Source organism: Aquimarina sp. AU474, from assembly GCF_900312815.1.
Classification (GTDB): Bacteria; Bacteroidota; Bacteroidia; order Flavobacteriales; family Flavobacteriaceae; genus Aquimarina.
Map to the genome: position 1 here is coordinate 490,684 of NZ_OMPE01000009.1, position 16,030 is coordinate 506,713.

A 16,030-nucleotide genomic window follows, 5' to 3' on the forward strand; every position below is an offset into this window, starting at 1 on the left:
ATGAATACCACAATACAAGTAAATTATATCGAAGGATTTAACCAACAACATCTGGTTAAAGCCAATCAAGCCATTCAATTAGTGCAAGATCTAGTAAACTCTAACGCTTTTAAAGAAGCTGTTCTAAGTGTTCGGAGATTTAAAAATCCAAGAGTTAGACGAAGAACCGGTAGAAGAAGATATAGCAACCAAGAAATTTTGGACTTGATCCTAGGAGGAAGAGATCTCAATAATCCTGCCGATCAAATAATGAATTTTAGATTAAGACTATACGACTCTCAAGTTAATGAAATCGGCAACACCAATATGACTACCTTAATCATAAGTACCTTTAAAGGATATCTCGAAGACAATGCCGTGGGTTGCTATGCTGCCCATCTATTGCATGAGTATATGCACACTATTGGTTTTACGCACTCTAGATTTGATATCTTTGGCAGAGATCGTACGGTGCCATATAAAATCGGCAAGATTGCTCGTGATCTTTTGGGGGCTGATTGTTGAAACCTATAAGCAAATAGATCAATACCTACTTATGTGGATTTAATAGTCATCCTACTACCATGGCATAGGGTCTATCAAAAGTTTCCTTTTTATGATAAAACCCAAATCTAAACCCTACTGCCTCGACATACACAAAACTCTGTACAGCCATATCATACTCTACAGGGGCATTTAAAGCCTTCATGGTATTGATAAGCCGATACAATTTTGTTTTTGAAATTTGCAAACGATACGCCAGCTCTGCCGGAGTTCCTGTCGCTTGTAAACGAACTAGTTGATCTATTCTTTCGATAAGCTCGATTTGTTTGATAATAACACTCATAGTTTTCCCTTTACTTAAGACTGAATTATTTTACACCAATATTTATTTGTGGGGGGTCTTAAGTTTATGTCTGAGCTTGATCATTTGTTACCCTAAAAATGATGTTTTTTTCAAAAAAGTATAGTTATAAGTGGTTTACCCTTGTTTCTTGATGCAAGAAAAAGAGTACTGTGGTATATAATACGATATCCTCTATTTTTTAAGTGCTGTTTGTAGATTTGTAGCACTCTCTTTATATACTCCGTTATAATTGATAATAGCAGTAAGAAGTGGTTTAAGTTGTTTGGTATCTCCCAATTTAAGATAGGTAAGCGCTAGATACCATTGGGCATTTTCGTAATATTTACTATTGTTATCTATATTTTTAAAAATATCGATCGCTTTTTGCTCCTCTCCGGTATTCATATAACTATTCCCTAGATATAAGCTCAGCTGTTCCTGATCAGGAATATGCACCAGCTCTTCTAATGTTGTAATCACACGATCATATTCTCCTTTGGCATAATGGAGTAAAGCATCACCAAGATCATTAGTTGATTCTCCCCTAGTAGTATCTTCTATCGGAAAAGGCTCGTAATAAGCAGCGTATAATTTTTGGTTTTCATTAGTACGGTTGGCATTAAACCATAGAATAGATCCTATTCCTAAAATCACGGCTATAGTCGCCGCCATTTTCCAATGTTGAGAAAACCATGATCCAGAACGTGTTCCTTCTGCTTTGATCTCTTCACTAATCTTTACTAACTTTTCTTTAAAAGCCAATGTATCAGTATCACTTAGCACATCATGAAGCACTTTATGCTTATCCACTTCGGTTCGCAACTCGGAATCCTGCTCCATTTCTTTTTCAAAAACCGAACGCTCCTCTTGGGATAAGGTATTATTGAGGTATGCCTCTATTTTTTCAAATATTTCCTGAGTTCTTTCCATAATGCCAATTAGTTTTCAGAGTTTATTTTTAACTCCTTATATATTGGATCTTTCTCGATCATTTCGATCAGAGATTTTTTACATTCAAATTTTTTCTTTCGGGTATAGCCTTCAGAGTATCCTGTGATCGAGGATATCTCTTTCATATTCTTTCCTTCAAAAACAAGTCCAAGTACTCGTTTGCAGGTATCATTTAACTGCACAAAATATTTCCGATATACCTGTTCTCGTTCTTGTTGTTCGAGATCTTCGGTTATATCCTCTTGCAACGCATGTTCATGATCTGGTAGTGTTTCTTTAACTACCATTTTATTGTTTTTTCGTAATCGATTGCGCCACATATTTTTACATACTGCATAAAAATATGTGTGTATAGAAGCGGTGATCTCAAGAGAATCGGCTGTTAATTTTTGATATATCAACACCAAAGCATCCTGAAACACATCTTCTACATCGGCCTCGTTACCCGAATTTTGCAAAATATACCCACGTATATAGCCTAAGTTTTTTTGATAAAAGGCTTTAATCACTGCCTCATCTCCTGCCATAATACCTTCCAAAATTTTGCGCTCTTCGGTCTTGCTCATTGATTAATGTTCTGGAACAACAAATTGTTACCGGGTAAGATACTATTTTATTAGATTTTTTAAGGAGATAGTTGATAAAACAAGTTTTATTTTTGTAAAAAGGTCTTCGACAAGCTCAAAGCATCAATTGTCATCCTGAGCCTGTCGAAGGAAGACAAAACGTAACATTTTTACTTACTTTGGTATTAATATAAAAGCGATTTGCTTAACAACGGTTTTTATAATGCTTATGAACCCATGAATACTATACTACATCCTACCCTAATATCATATTTGATACTGATATTTTTTAATCTGGTATTTGGCCATACCCTATCTGCGCAAACAAAAGTAGATACCCTTGCTGCATCAGTATATTATAAAAAGGCAGACTCCCTATTAACCGAAAGAAAATTAGACAGCTCGATTGTATATTTTAAAAAAGCACTACCGCTCTATCAACAGGCTAAAAGTTGGGAAAAAGTAGCCAGTTGTTATAATAAAGTATCAGAGAATTTGTGGCGTGATGCGAAATATAAAAAATCATTAATCAATGCTAATAAAGCATTAGCTATCTGCAAAAAACATTTAAACAAAGATCATATTGAAGAGGCCAATGTTCATTGTAATTTAGGTCAGTTTTATTTAAGAAATAATGTTGATTATGGTAGTTCTCTATTTCATCATGAGAAGGCATTAGGAATAAAAAAAAAACAAAAAAATAAGGATAAAGAAAGGATTATCCTAACATATAATAATATTGCGACTATCTATTCTATAAAGGGGAAATTTGATATTGCAAATAAAAAAATTAGGACCGCTTTAAAAATTGGATTAGACGCATATGGACTATATCATAATTCAAATAGTACTACTTATGCTTTTTTAGCTCTTTTATATAGCAGAATGGGATTATATAATGAAGCCATTAATTTTCATAAAAAGAGTATTCACATTAGAAAAAAAATACATGGAGAACACAATAATTCGATGGCAATATTTTATGGAAATATGGCTTCAAATTACCGGAAACTTAATTCATATGAAGAAGCTATATTTTTTGCTAAAAAATCGATTAGTATTAGAAAAAAATTAAATCAAGGGGAACATCCAGATATTACTCTAAACTATAATACATTGGGTATCTCTTATAAACTACAGGGAGAATATGATAAAGCTCTTCAATATTATTACAAAGGCCTTAGAATAGGCAGTAATTCGAACAACCAAAAGAATGATTGGAAAGCAACATTTTACTCTAATATTGGAGTGATATTTAAACATCAAAAAGAATATGATAAAGCCTTAATCCATTATAACAAAGCACTTGATTTTTCTATCAACATCCATGGAGAAAACCATCCCCGTACTGCAAGAGTTTATAATAATATAGCCTATATATACATACAACAGCATAAATTTGAAAATGCATTAAATTATATATACAAATCTTTAAATATTCGGGAAAAATTTTTCAAAAATGGGCATCCGGATTTAGCAGAAAACTACAATTATCTCGGTGATACGCATTTCATCAAAAAAGAGTATACTCAAGCTATTAAAAACTATGAAAAAGCAAAGAACACACTTAAAACATTCTTGCCTGCAAAACATCCTGAGGTAATTCAATCAGTAAATTATATCGCTAATGCGTATTTTAAACAACAAGAGTATCAAAAAGCATTAGCCTATTACAATCAAGCTATAACAAATAATACCAAAGAGAAAAGCGATACTTTTTTTGATCCTAACATTGCGCTTACTTCTCTAGAAGGTGCAGCCAAAACCCATACACAGCTATATCAAAATGATAAGGATGCAAATCACTTAAATAATGCTATTAGCACGTATCAAAAAGCAGATATGCTAATTGGTACGATCCGCCAAACCTTAACCAATTATCAAGACAAAGTTACTTTTGCGCAAAAGGCAAAAGAGGTATACCATGGGGCAATAACTGCCCAATTATTACAAAAAGATCAAAAATCATTGGCCCAAGCTTTTGCATATGCCGAGAAAAGTAAAGCCAATACCCTAAAAGAGTTGCTACGTGATGCTAATGCCAAAAATTATACTGGCTTACCTACCGATCTACTCACCCTAGAAAAAGAGCTACGTGCCAATCGCGCATTTTATCAATCTGCGATCACCAAACAACAATCAAAAAGCACCCTTGATACTGCAAAAATTAGGGCATATGAGAGTCGATTGTTTGATGTAAACCGCCAGCAAGATTCATTAATCACGGTATTAGAAAAAGAGTATCCTAAGTATTACCAACTTAAACACGAAAACAATATTACCTCAGCAATTGATATTCAAACAAAATTAAAAGACCGTACTACGCTACTTGAGTTTTTTACTACAGATAGTATTACCTATGCTTTTATGGTATCAAAAAACAAGGTATCGGCTCACGAATTAGCCACGTCAAATCTAACCGATCACGTAGAGGCTTTGCGTAATAGTATAGTCTCCAAAAACACAAAAGCGTACAAAACTATCGCACATCAATTGTATCAACAATTATTATCACCACTACAACATCAACTTACGGGTAATGAACTCATCATTGTGCCCGATGGGCCGCTATGGCATCTTAATTTTGAGTTATTGCTTACGCAAAACGATCCATCAAACAACCCAGTAGATTTTTCGTATTTGCTGCGTGATTATGTAATCTCATATGCAAACGCTGCTAATGTATTATTTGCAAATCCATATCGAGATAGTGTCGATACTAAGAAACAAGAGTGTTTGGCATTTTCTTTTTCAGATAGTACATTAAGTACGCAAACCAATACGATGAGTATGGCCGCACTAAGAGGTACCAATGATGATTTACCAGGTACTCGTAAAGAGATCAAAGCCATAGCCGATATTATTAATGGACAGTATTATTATGGTGCCAATGCCATCGAAGCTAATTTTAAGAAAAATGCCAATCAATATAACATTTTACACTTGGCATTGCATGGTGAAGTAGATCATGAACGACCAGAGAATTCTCGTTTGTTTTTTACCAAAAACAAAGACACCATCGAAGATAATTTGTTGTATAGTCATGAATTATTTGCTCTGGATATCCCTGCAGAGCTCACTGTACTTAGTGCGTGCAATACGGGTAGCGGTAAAATTGCAACAGGAGAAGGCATCATGAGTTTGGGTAGTGCGTTTCAATACGCGGGTACTAAAAGTTTATTATTAAGTAGCTGGGATGTATCTGACCAAACTACTCCGCAGCTTATGAAATACTTTTATACCAATCTTAAAAAAGGCATGAACAAGGCCAAAGCATTGCAACAAGCCAAGTTGCAGTATTTACAAACAGCTAATATAAACCGAACACAACCTTTTTATTGGGGAGGTTTTTATTTGGTAGGAGATCCTGCTCCCATACCTTTTGAGAATACCACGGTATGGTATTGGATTTTGGGTATTGGCGTATTGATTCTAGTGATACGTATTGGATTTTGGTATCGGTCTTCGACAGGCTCAGAGTAACAATAGGAACAAGCTCAGACTGACACCGAGTACAATTGTCTTCCTGAGCACTTCGTCGAACTCAGTACAGGCCTTGTTGAAGGGTAAACAGAATATTGAAAAAACGCATACCCTCCTAAGACTGTTGAAGGAGGTTACACTTTCTCTTTATTCTTAAATTTTCTAATTCCCCAGGCTACTTTATACGTTCTATACAATAAGTCATACATCACCATCTCATGCAAACGGTTTTTGGATCTAAACAATCTATTCATTAACATGTGGATGTAGCTCCCCATCATATTATCAAGCCTTGGCTGATCAACAAGAGATCGTATGTTCTCTATCATTGCTTTGCTATGAATGCTTTTGGCTTCTAGCACATCAATAATAGGCGCATAATCTGGATTATTTTCTCTAGTAAACACCATAAATTCTTTAATCTTATCGTGCTCTTCTCTAAACTTTTTGTCCATTTGTTTTTTGAGAAACTTATTCATCCCAAACTCTTGTCCAAAGCCAGTTTTTAAGCGTTCCATCAACGCGAGTTTTTGATCTTCGTCATATCCAAAATCATTTAACAAAGTATCCATTGCTCGTATACTCAACAGCCATCGCAACTCTTCTCCTTCGTCTTCATCGATCATATCCAAAAAGTCAACAATCATCTTGCTATCATAAAAAAACAAGGTTTCGGATTGCTCCATGGTTTCATTACCATATCGCTCCAACTCTCTTTGGTAGGTATCTATCTGTAATCTCCAGATAAGGTCTTGTTTATTATAATGCTCTAATGGCCCGTGCAATGCATTAATAATTTCGCCTACATTTTTGGGATCGGTATAATGAAAACGAACTCTAATATGATGTTTGGGATCGTTATAGCGTATAAAAAACCATTTATCGATTACTTTATTTTCTAGTAATGTATCTACTACAGGTTTGATTACATCGGTAAGGACCAAATCAGAGGTCTTAGGCCCTGTATATATTTTATAATACAGCCATTCACCACCAATAATAAAAGATCTTTGTGTATTAGCCATGAGTTGTATTTGTATTTTTTAATTTATGCTCGTTGTAAAAAGACAATACGATTTGATTGGTATATGCCTCGTTTCCTTCCTTAACAATACTTTCTTCGTTATGTAAAAACTCTTTAAGTTTAAAAGCTGGGCGTTTCTTTACTGTTTGTAATAACATACGCACCGAAGATAGATTAGTAAGATTAATCAATAGTTCATTATCTCCATCAATAAGTAATACATACTGTGGCAATTTTTTATTAGAAACAAAGGAAGTTATGCCTTCTTGCAGTTTCTCTGAATCTTTGAGGTCCTGCAAACGTGTTATTTCTTTATCTTTAATATTCCAGGTAGCCGTTGCCAATACTACTCCTTGATATTCTACTCGCGGTAAAAAATCATATTCATCGGCTAGAGGGCCCCAATGAAATCCAAGTCCTGATCGCTGTTTTTGAGTTTGCATATTGGCCAGAAATTGATATATCGGTAATGGATCACCAGAATAATTATGTGCATTGGTAAGATGAGGCACTACCTCTTTGTTATATTTCTTTGAGCGTAAAAGAACCTTACCAGTATGCGAAGTCGAAACCATTAAATCATCTAAAGGAAGCTGTTTTTCTTCATTCAAAATAGATTTTGCCAGATACGGGATTTCATAGTTCCTAAATGCCGGTCGCATTAAAATATTCCCTACTCTAGATTCTGGCAAATGCACAATTTCTGCCAGGATTTTATTCGGATTTTCTTGTGTTTCGACATCAATAATCTCTTGTGTATAGGCATGCAGTTCTGGATCTCCATGACAAAAACGTCCTAATAGATTCGCTGCACTAGATCCTCCTATACTAGACATCATAATTTTATCCTCACCGTTTATGGTTACAATTTCGATCATTGAGGAGATGGTATCAGGAAGATCATCCCATTGCGCCTCAAAGTTTTCGAAATCTTTGTCGGTAAGCTCAATGCTACTTTCATTTTTTTGCATACATGCATTCAATTTCTTTTGAAGAATTGAATGTATAGGAGTCCATTGCATTTCTCTTACTGCTACTCCATTTTGTCTTGGCGGTAGTACCAAATCGTCTACAATCTTACTTACATCACCTGTACCTTGATTTTGTACAAAACCTACTCCTAACTCAACATCCAAAGCTTTGGATAATGGCACTTCTCTATCTTCATAGCGTTCGTACAATGCAGATTGAAACTTAGAAAGCAATGTTTCTTTTGGTGGCAAAGTCATTTTATTAAGCAACGTAATAGCTTTTCTTACCCTATGTAAATATTGACGGTCTAATGTATTGCTCTTTGGCGATAACAACATATCGGTCTGAAACATAAACTTAAGTTCAAAACCAACTTCTAATTTTTTGAGCGCTTCGCTTAACTCAATATATTGTTTAGCTTCGTTACCAATAGCGTTATCTAACTGTTCTATTTGTTGTTGCGTTTGTTCTAGTGCTTTTATAATATCTGTTGCACCATTTAATCGTTTTAAAACAGGTAATAACTGATCTAAAAACTCTGGGCCAGAAACCGAAGGTTCTAATTCACTAATAAGTAATTGACTTTCGACTAACTCATGAATAAAACCCATTGCCTCGTCGATACTAATATCATCATCGACTAAGAGTTCTCCTAAATCCTTGAGTAAAGCTCCTTTTTTTGCGTGTTCAATTACTTTTTGCAAGTATTCTGAATGTTCTACCGCTACAATATGATGGATTCTTCTACTATTTACATATTTGTACTCTACATATCGTAATTGATGGCCAGTTTCATAAATACTGGTATTAGGGTAGAACAACAATTGTGCTCTAATTTCTTCATTTTTAACAATATCCTGAGACAAGGCTACCAGATAGTTCATATCTAATCGCGTATGTCTTTTATTTTTTGACTTGTTCTGAAGTTCGATTTGTGTTTGATCCGTAAACTCACCTACAGCGGTTCCTGCAAAAAGGCCAAAAGGAGTACATCTAGAGGACATACGGCTAAGGTATTTTAATACCGAATACATCATCCTATCCGACTTATCCTTGTCTTTAATCTCTCCTTGCAACCACTTTTCGAATTCTGAATATAATGAAGGAGAAGCTAAAAAAATCGCTTCTTTGATACTAGCATCTTTACAAGCCTCTTTTAATGTCTCTTCAGATAAAATACTATCTTGAGTTAGTGTTTTGTAAAAGGAAAAAGAAAATAATGGAGACCGTAATACATACTTAGAGAAATTTTTATAGATCATAATAGTATTGTGCAGTAGTTTTTAATTGATTAGCAAACATTCGTCCCATTTTGTCTCAAATGTAGCCAAAAAAGAAATGATAGTTAATCCGATCCCTGCAATTCCCTCGAGCAAATTGGATTCTTTTTGATACTCTTTGGTATCTCCTTTCCATTGCATGAACCCTGCATCTCCGTTTTCGTGAATTGCCATTTTTAGTAATTGATCCAACCAATATCCTGCCGCGTCTTCAAAAACCTTGTCCTGAGTTTCTTGAAACATAAAACGATATATATTGGCAATTCCTGCTGCACCATGACAATGACCAGTATCTACAACTCCCGCTTCTTTTATATCTTTTCTTTTGGTAGAGTGTTTCATCATCTCCAAGGCTTCTTCGGTATAATTTGAATTGTTTAATACTTGGCCTGCTCGCCATAATGAAATCCCTATTCCCAAATCGCCATAACACCATGCCAATCTAGAGTTTATATCTTTGGGCATGCCTTCATAAACCCAACTTGGGTATAGTGCAGTTTGTTGATGATCCTCTTTTTTATGACTTAATACATATGCTATAGCACCATCAAGCATAGTTCCTAATTGTGTTTTAAAATCTTCATGTGGATATAGTCTACTTAAAAAATTAATAATACTAGATATCCCATGCGACAGGCTTAAATTACCACCTCTGGTCCCTTCTTCTACATTTAAATCAAACTCCCACCAAGTATTACCATTGGCATCAATTCTCGAAGATTTTTGTAATGCTTCTAATAACGTGATAATATACGCTTTGTATTTATTTTTAAGCTCTTGAGATTTTGTACCTTCATATCGTTTCAAGAAATAATATCCATACCCTAGGGCACCATGCAAAAAATCATAATACTCGCGTTCGATATCATTTTTCATGGCTTCGAATAAAAAAACATCCAAATCGGTCAACAGATCATCGCTATCAATCTCAATAAACTCTTCTTGATCAAGAAATGCTAACACCCATCCCGCACCCGCAATACCCGAACAAAAAGTAGGAAATGTATAACCATTATTTATATGTTCTACAACTTCGGAAATGATCTCGGCTCCTATATCGGCCGGCTCATCCAACCCCATGAATCTGGCATAATGAAACTGAAATAAGGAAACCCCAGAAAGACCTGCGAGCACGCCTATATTTTGTTCTTGGGTATCGTATGTTTTTAGCGTATTATATATTTCGTGGAGTTTATTCTCGAGTACTTTTTTAGTGTTCATAAAATTACTTCTAAGTTTTGATCTGTGTTTGTGACAGCAATGTAAAGGACAATCTGTTAAATGAAAAATAAAACTTCACGAAATTCGAGAAAAAAGTGTGATATCTATATGGTTTTTCTTTTTTAGATCAACTTATTGAAAGTTTTGCCAGCAAAATAACGTGCATAAGCCCAAAGCATCGATAAAAAAATAGAATAGAGAAATCTGATACCATATAACGTATGTTCCAGAGTTAGGCACTAACGTTTCATAACATATCTATAAAACATATAAAAAAAGCACTGCAATTGCAGCGCTTTTTCAAATTCACTTATAATTTAGAAATACATTACAACGCAACACAAATCCTGTTTATACAGGCCCAACCAAACTCACCGGTAACCTCAAAACAGTCTCTACGTCTACTACAACCAATGGGATACAGTATTGTACCACCATTAATACTTACTTGTTGTTTTTTGTTCAGCTCCTGAACGTCTTTTAAGTTTAAAATTTTAGATAACATAGTTTTATATTGTTTTTAAATTGAATTACTTACTCTTTATGTTTTTCAGTATTCCTTATATGATGAGTGATCTCATCAATATGTTATGAATAACACAAAAAAGTTGTGTTCATTTATTTCATATGGCAACCAATACCTCCCGCTCCCGGCGAAACAGAATTACACATAAGTTCTGTGGGACCATATCCTCCTTTTACAGTATTCATTTCTAGTTTGGTGATTTGCACTTTTTTGAGTTCTAGTTTCTTTTGCGTTTTTTTCATGAGATTATTATTTTATAATATACCTACTCTATTACAAGGTTTTCGGTTTCCCCTTTATAAAATTTGATGTATGAGAGTGTACTCCTCAATAGTATTATGTTCTGTAAAAAACTCCTAAATCGGTGTAAACCCGTTAGGATCCAATATATATCTTAAAACATATGACAACCAATACCACCCATATGTTCTGGAACAGAATTACACATATGTGTTGGGCCACATCCTCCTCCTTTTACGGTTTTCATTTCTAAGTTGGTGATTTGCACTTTTTTGAGTTTTAATTTTTTTGACGTTTTTTTCATGAGATTATTATTTTATGATATACCTACTCTATTGTAAGGTTTTCGGTTTCCCCTTATTAATAATTTTGCGACATATAACGCAATGATTGTGATCTCAATGTATGGAGGATTCGAGGGGATTAAAAACAAGAAATCCGCATTTTGAATAAAATGCGGATATAAAAAAAGCCTTGTTTTTACAAGGCTCAAAAAACTACTTTTTAATATCTATTGGTGGTAGGACCGCACCCCATGCAAAAACTTTCATGTGTACCCATATCTTCGTCTGTTGGATTGCATTCTCCTCCTTGTATTTTACACATCATACCTGGGTTAATTCTTGCTATTGTTAGCTTTTTTAAGTTGATGATGTTGTTCACTTGTTTTTTCATAATTAAAAGTTTTAATGTTTATTCCCTTTTACACATATCTAATCCTATGCATGATGAAGTTACTTTTAATTACCCTTATATCATAAAGAGTAAACCGCATTTTAAACAAATTGCGGTATCTGTAAATATAGATATTAACCCATGCTACATTCAGATGTTTTTTCACCTTAAATCCATAGATTCTTGCTCTTTGACTATTCTATAAAGTTCAGAAAAACATGTATTAAGTGAGGTAAACGTGAAACGAAAAAAGTCATCTTGAGTGTATCGAAAGATGTCAGGATTCTAATTCAAAAACTTACTCGTCTTCGATACAATTTTCTATCGAAAATCACTCTGACTGACGTAAATTTTCTTAAATCAAACTCAGATTCAAATCAAACTTATGTGTTTTCAACTTACAGATTGCTGCTCTAATTTCTCTATATTTTTAATATAATACGATGGATTAAGGCCCGTTTTAGCTTTAAAATGTTTGGTAAACGAATTATCACTTTTGTATCCAATTTCTGAAGCAATAGATGATATCGAAAAAGATCTAAATTTTCGATCGTTTTTTAATCGTTTTAATACATACTCGATACGCAAATCATTGATATAATCATTAAAACTCTTCTCTTTATAAGTATTGATTATTTTGGACAAATACGTAGCATTGGTTTTTACTTTTTTGGCCATATTTCTTAGGTTACAATCCAAATTCAAAAAATATTCCTGATCCTCTAATCGGCCTAATCCTTTAAGAACTTTATCAATTTTTTCATCATCAATAACAACTTCTTTGGTTATTTCTTTGGTCGTATGGGTATTGGTTATACCCTGGGATTCAAGTTCTGATATTTTTTGAATCAACTTCTCAAATCGACTTTTGTTCGTTTGCTGTTTGCGATAATAAACACCTCCAACAACAACAAAAGCCAGCAATAATGCTATTAAAAATACTATACCGTATTTTTTTAATCTGGCATCACGTTCTTGTTGGGTCTCTAATGCTTTAATCGCATCCCCCAATTCTTGAGTATCTTTATTGTACATTTTGTTGAATGTTTGATCTCTTTCTTCGAGAAAACGAGTTTGTAACTCGGTAAACTTCTGAAACCAAAATGCACTTTCTTCCTTATTACCTAATTTGTTATTACATTTTGCCAATAGTTTATAAATATCCAACACCCTTTCATTTCTTGCATCTTTTTGATCAATTACTGCTTTTGTTTTTTCTAAATAAGAAATTGCCTGTGTATACTCCTCTTGTTCGTAATAACATCTAGCTAAGAAATAATTTAAGTTAAGTATGGATTTTTTTTCGGTGACCTTATTATTTTCCAAAAGAGATTGGGCTATTCTCAAATTTTCAAAAGCCCTTGGCACATCCTTTTTTTCGAGATATGCTGTACCCTTTTTGGTATACAAATCAATAGTTCCTATATGATAAGATATCGGTTCACTCATAAAAATACCAATGTCTGTGTAATGCAATACAGAGTCGTATTGTTTACGCGTCAAAAAAATCTCATTGAGAATCGTGAGCATATTCACGTGATTTTTTTGATTTTTAAAGGTAGAATTTTCGGTTAACCTTAGTGTATACTTACACACCTCTAGCGCCTTATCTAATTGCTTCATTCGCCTACGAATCATAATAATGCCAGAGTTGGCTCGTATTGCATCTTCCTTATGACCATTTCTATCAATAATCTCGAGTGCTGTATAATAGGCATCTAGAGCTTGCTGGTTTTTCCAATCTTTTAAATAAGAATTACCCAATTTTAAATATGCCGTGCATAAAAGCTCATCATCCTCGGTTTCTTTTAAAAGAAATATTGCTTTTCTTAAATAATACACTGCCTTTACAAAATTCTCTTGGGTATAAGAGAACAAGCCAATATCGAAATAATATGTAGCCAAAACTTGACCCTGTTTTGTTTTTTGAATCAATGCCTCTTCATAGATTTTACTATCTATTGGCTTGGTCGTTTTTAATGTATGAACCAATTGTTTTGATGAGAGTTGAGCTATACTATCTGGAATCACTAATTGAGTCTCTTGCGCATATCCTATCATACACAACAACAATGTAGCAAGTACGATATAAACTCGAGAAGGCAAAAACGTGTACTGGATAATCATGTAATCAAGATGTGTGGTGAGCATCCAAAAGTAATGATTTCATTTTTTAACCCATAAAGAGATACCAACACCTTTGTAAAAAATAAAAGACATAAAAAAACCTGCAATGTTGCAGGTTTTTTTTGTTTTTTAATATGGTATTAATGCCATTGTTGGCAAGGTTCTCCGTGTCTTTTCACAGTCGGCAAATCGTCAGTAATGTTCGACGGAAGACTACTCCCTCCTTTTACAGCATTCATCCATTGGGTATTGATTTTGGCGATAGTAAGTTTTTTTAAGCCAATTTTGTTTGATGTGTCCATTTGTATTGAGTTTTAATTTGTAATCCTTTGGTTAATATAATTTTTTTAATGTACTCATAATAATTTCACCACCCTATTTTGTTTAAAATGGGGATTATATCATACTCTCTAACGTTTTTTCATGCTTTTCGATATTTTTGATATAATATGAGGGATTTAAGCCTGTTTTTGATTTAAAGTGTTTAGCAAATGAATAATCACTTTTGTAGCCAATCTCGGTCGCAATAGATTTGATAGAAAATGATCTAAACTTTCTATCATTCTTCAATCGTTTTAGAGCGTAGTCTATGCGTAAATCATTAATATACTCATTAAAGTTTTTTTGCTCGTGCATATTGATAATCTTAGATAAATAGGTAGCATTGGTTTTCACTTTTTTAGCCACCGATCGTAGGTTACAATCTGATCGCAAATAAAACTCTTGGGATTCTAACTTTGTCAACCCTTTAATTACATGAGCTACCTTATCATCATCAATAACAATCTCTCTTGTATTAGAATCCTTCGTTTGCATTTCTTTTTCTTTAGCTTCAAGAATATCAATTTTAGTAATTAATTGATTAAAAGTTTTAGCATTTGCTCTTTGTTTTTTAACATACACAAACACTCCTAACAGCAATAGCGCGAATAGGAAAATAGCTATACCATACGCATAGGCTTTAATACGTTCACTTTGTGCCTGCTGTTGTTGTAATTGGGCAATACCCTCTTCTAGCACTTGGGCTTCGTTTTGGTATATTTTATCTACAGTTTTATCTTTTCGATTATGAAATGCTTCATTTAATTGTGCATAAGCATTGTTCCAATACAGTGCATTTTTATACTCCTCTTTTTCGGCATAACAATTAGCCAATAACAAATGTGATTGTAATACCGGTAATTTAAATAGATCATCTTGGTCGGCAGCATCAATATTACCCAGCAACCGTTCTATAGCTCGATCATATAAGCTTTGTTTATAATAACAACTAGCTACAAAATAGGCACTATTAACTGTGGGGTAAAATTTATTTTTGATCTCATGTTGCTGTAGTAATTCTTCGGCTTTAAATAAATATGTTAATGCTTCTTCATATTGCTCTTGATGATAAAATACCATTCCTTTTTTGATATATAAATCTACCAATCCTTCTTTATAATCCAAAGATTTACTTATTGCAATCCCTTGCTCTACATAATGTAACACCGAATCATACTTCTCGGTATCCAAATACACCTCGCTTCCCGTAGCAATAATGTTAACATGATATTTAGTATCTCTAAAAGTAGAATTATTGATAGATTTCAACATCTGCCGAGAAACCTGCAAGGCTTTTTCATACTGCTTTGTTTTTTTATAAACCAGTACTAGTCCAGAATTTGCATTCATTTCTTCTCCAACATTATTAGTACTTTTTGCAAGTTCCAAACTCGTATAATATGCATCTAATGCTTTTTGATTTTGATCATTCATTACATAAGCATGTCCTATACTGGTTGTAAGAATACTAATTAGAGACGAATCCTGTAATTTTCTTGCGATTTTGATAGTTTTATTAAAGTACTCAATGCTTTTTTCATACTTCTCTTCATAATACAGTTTTTTTCCCTTAACTATGTATTCTTCAATTTTGTCACGTTTGCTTTCTTGTGCTGGGGCGTATTGTATCCCCACCACCATCATAAGCAAACTTATATATAGCATTTTTTTGATCAAAAGAGTCATCCCAGTACAGTAAGAGTAATTATCCAAAAGTAAGCATACTTTTTTAAAAATGAATCTTAGGTTAAAATCAACAAAAAATTCCTCAAGAAAGCTCCTTGAGGAATTTTATTAAACTATACAGTATGATAGTTT

At 33.7% G+C, this 16,030-nt stretch carries 15 protein-coding genes; 2 read left to right on the forward strand and 13 right to left on the reverse strand.

Translation table 11 applies throughout. The features are described 5' to 3' along the window. Entirely contained in the window at positions 1-504 is a 504-nt protein-coding gene (locus DK508_RS15815; protein WP_109301761.1) for a hypothetical protein, read from the forward strand. A gap of 46 nt (positions 505-550) precedes the next feature. Here DK508_RS15815 and DK508_RS15820 read toward each other — a convergent pair whose 3' ends face one another. The 3 genes from DK508_RS15820 to DK508_RS15830 all read right to left on the reverse strand — a co-directional run bounded on the left by DK508_RS15820 (position 551) and on the right by DK508_RS15830 (position 2,343). Continuing rightward, positions 551-826, reverse strand: a complete 276-nt coding sequence (locus tag DK508_RS15820; protein ID WP_109301762.1) for a hypothetical protein — start codon at positions 824-826, stop codon at positions 551-553. A gap of 192 nt (positions 827-1,018) precedes the next feature. Next, the gene (locus DK508_RS15825; RefSeq protein ID WP_109301763.1) at positions 1,019-1,756 is read right to left on the reverse strand and encodes a lipopolysaccharide assembly protein LapB; all 738 of its coding nucleotides are present in this window, start codon (positions 1,754-1,756) and stop codon (positions 1,019-1,021) included. Between the two features lie 8 nt (positions 1,757-1,764). Beyond that, on the reverse strand, positions 1,765-2,343 hold the full coding sequence (locus DK508_RS15830) for an RNA polymerase sigma factor (RefSeq protein ID WP_109301764.1): 579 nt from the start codon (positions 2,341-2,343) through the stop codon (positions 1,765-1,767). A gap of 237 nt (positions 2,344-2,580) precedes the next feature. Here DK508_RS15830 and DK508_RS15835 point away from each other — a divergent pair, with 237 nt between their 5' ends. After that, positions 2,581-5,826: a CHAT domain-containing protein gene (locus DK508_RS15835; RefSeq protein ID WP_109301765.1), complete on the forward strand. Its 3,246-nt coding sequence runs from the start codon at positions 2,581-2,583 to the stop codon at positions 5,824-5,826. Positions 5,827-5,960: 134 nt separating this feature from the next. Here the strand turns inward: DK508_RS15835 and DK508_RS15840 are convergent, their stop codons facing one another. The 10 genes from DK508_RS15840 to DK508_RS15860 all read right to left on the reverse strand — a co-directional run bounded on the left by DK508_RS15840 (position 5,961) and on the right by DK508_RS15860 (position 15,877). Then, positions 5,961-6,851: a thiopeptide-type bacteriocin biosynthesis protein gene (locus tag DK508_RS15840; RefSeq protein WP_109301766.1), complete on the reverse strand. Its 891-nt coding sequence runs from the start codon at positions 6,849-6,851 to the stop codon at positions 5,961-5,963. Beyond that, positions 6,844-9,084 (reverse strand): lantibiotic dehydratase family protein, encoded by a 2,241-nt coding sequence (locus tag DK508_RS15845; RefSeq protein ID WP_109301767.1) that lies wholly within the window; start codon positions 9,082-9,084, stop codon positions 6,844-6,846. Before DK508_RS15845 ends, DK508_RS15840 begins: the two co-directional genes overlap by 8 nt. Before the next feature lie 21 nt (positions 9,085-9,105). Then, positions 9,106-10,323 carry a lanthionine synthetase C family protein gene (locus DK508_RS15850; RefSeq protein ID WP_109301768.1) on the reverse strand — a complete coding sequence of 406 codons (1,218 nt, stop codon included), beginning with the start codon at positions 10,321-10,323 and terminating at the stop codon, positions 9,106-9,108. 328 nt (positions 10,324-10,651) lie between these two features. After that, on the reverse strand, positions 10,652-10,828 hold the full coding sequence (locus tag DK508_RS21210; RefSeq protein ID WP_160114743.1) for a hypothetical protein: 177 nt from the start codon (positions 10,826-10,828) through the stop codon (positions 10,652-10,654). Positions 10,829-10,941: 113 nt separating this feature from the next. Continuing rightward, complete coding sequence (locus DK508_RS21215; RefSeq protein ID WP_160114744.1) at positions 10,942-11,091, reverse strand: hypothetical protein; 150 nt, start codon at positions 11,089-11,091, stop codon at positions 10,942-10,944. A gap of 152 nt (positions 11,092-11,243) precedes the next feature. Beyond that, entirely contained in the window at positions 11,244-11,393 is a 150-nt protein-coding gene (locus tag DK508_RS21220) for a hypothetical protein (protein ID WP_160114745.1), read from the reverse strand. Positions 11,394-11,593: 200 nt separating this feature from the next. Then, a complete protein-coding gene (locus DK508_RS21225) occupies positions 11,594-11,764 on the reverse strand; it encodes a hypothetical protein (RefSeq protein ID WP_160114746.1) in 171 nt (56 codons plus the stop codon). Between the two features lie 393 nt (positions 11,765-12,157). Then, positions 12,158-13,891, reverse strand: a complete 1,734-nt coding sequence (locus tag DK508_RS15855; protein WP_160114747.1) for a helix-turn-helix domain-containing protein — start codon at positions 13,889-13,891, stop codon at positions 12,158-12,160. A gap of 140 nt (positions 13,892-14,031) precedes the next feature. Next, positions 14,032-14,193 carry a hypothetical protein gene (locus DK508_RS21230; RefSeq protein WP_160114748.1) on the reverse strand — a complete coding sequence of 54 codons (162 nt, stop codon included), beginning with the start codon at positions 14,191-14,193 and terminating at the stop codon, positions 14,032-14,034. 94 nt (positions 14,194-14,287) lie between these two features. Then, entirely contained in the window at positions 14,288-15,877 is a 1,590-nt protein-coding gene (locus DK508_RS15860) for a helix-turn-helix domain-containing protein (RefSeq protein WP_160114749.1), read from the reverse strand. Positions 15,878-16,030: the final 153 nt, after the last annotated feature.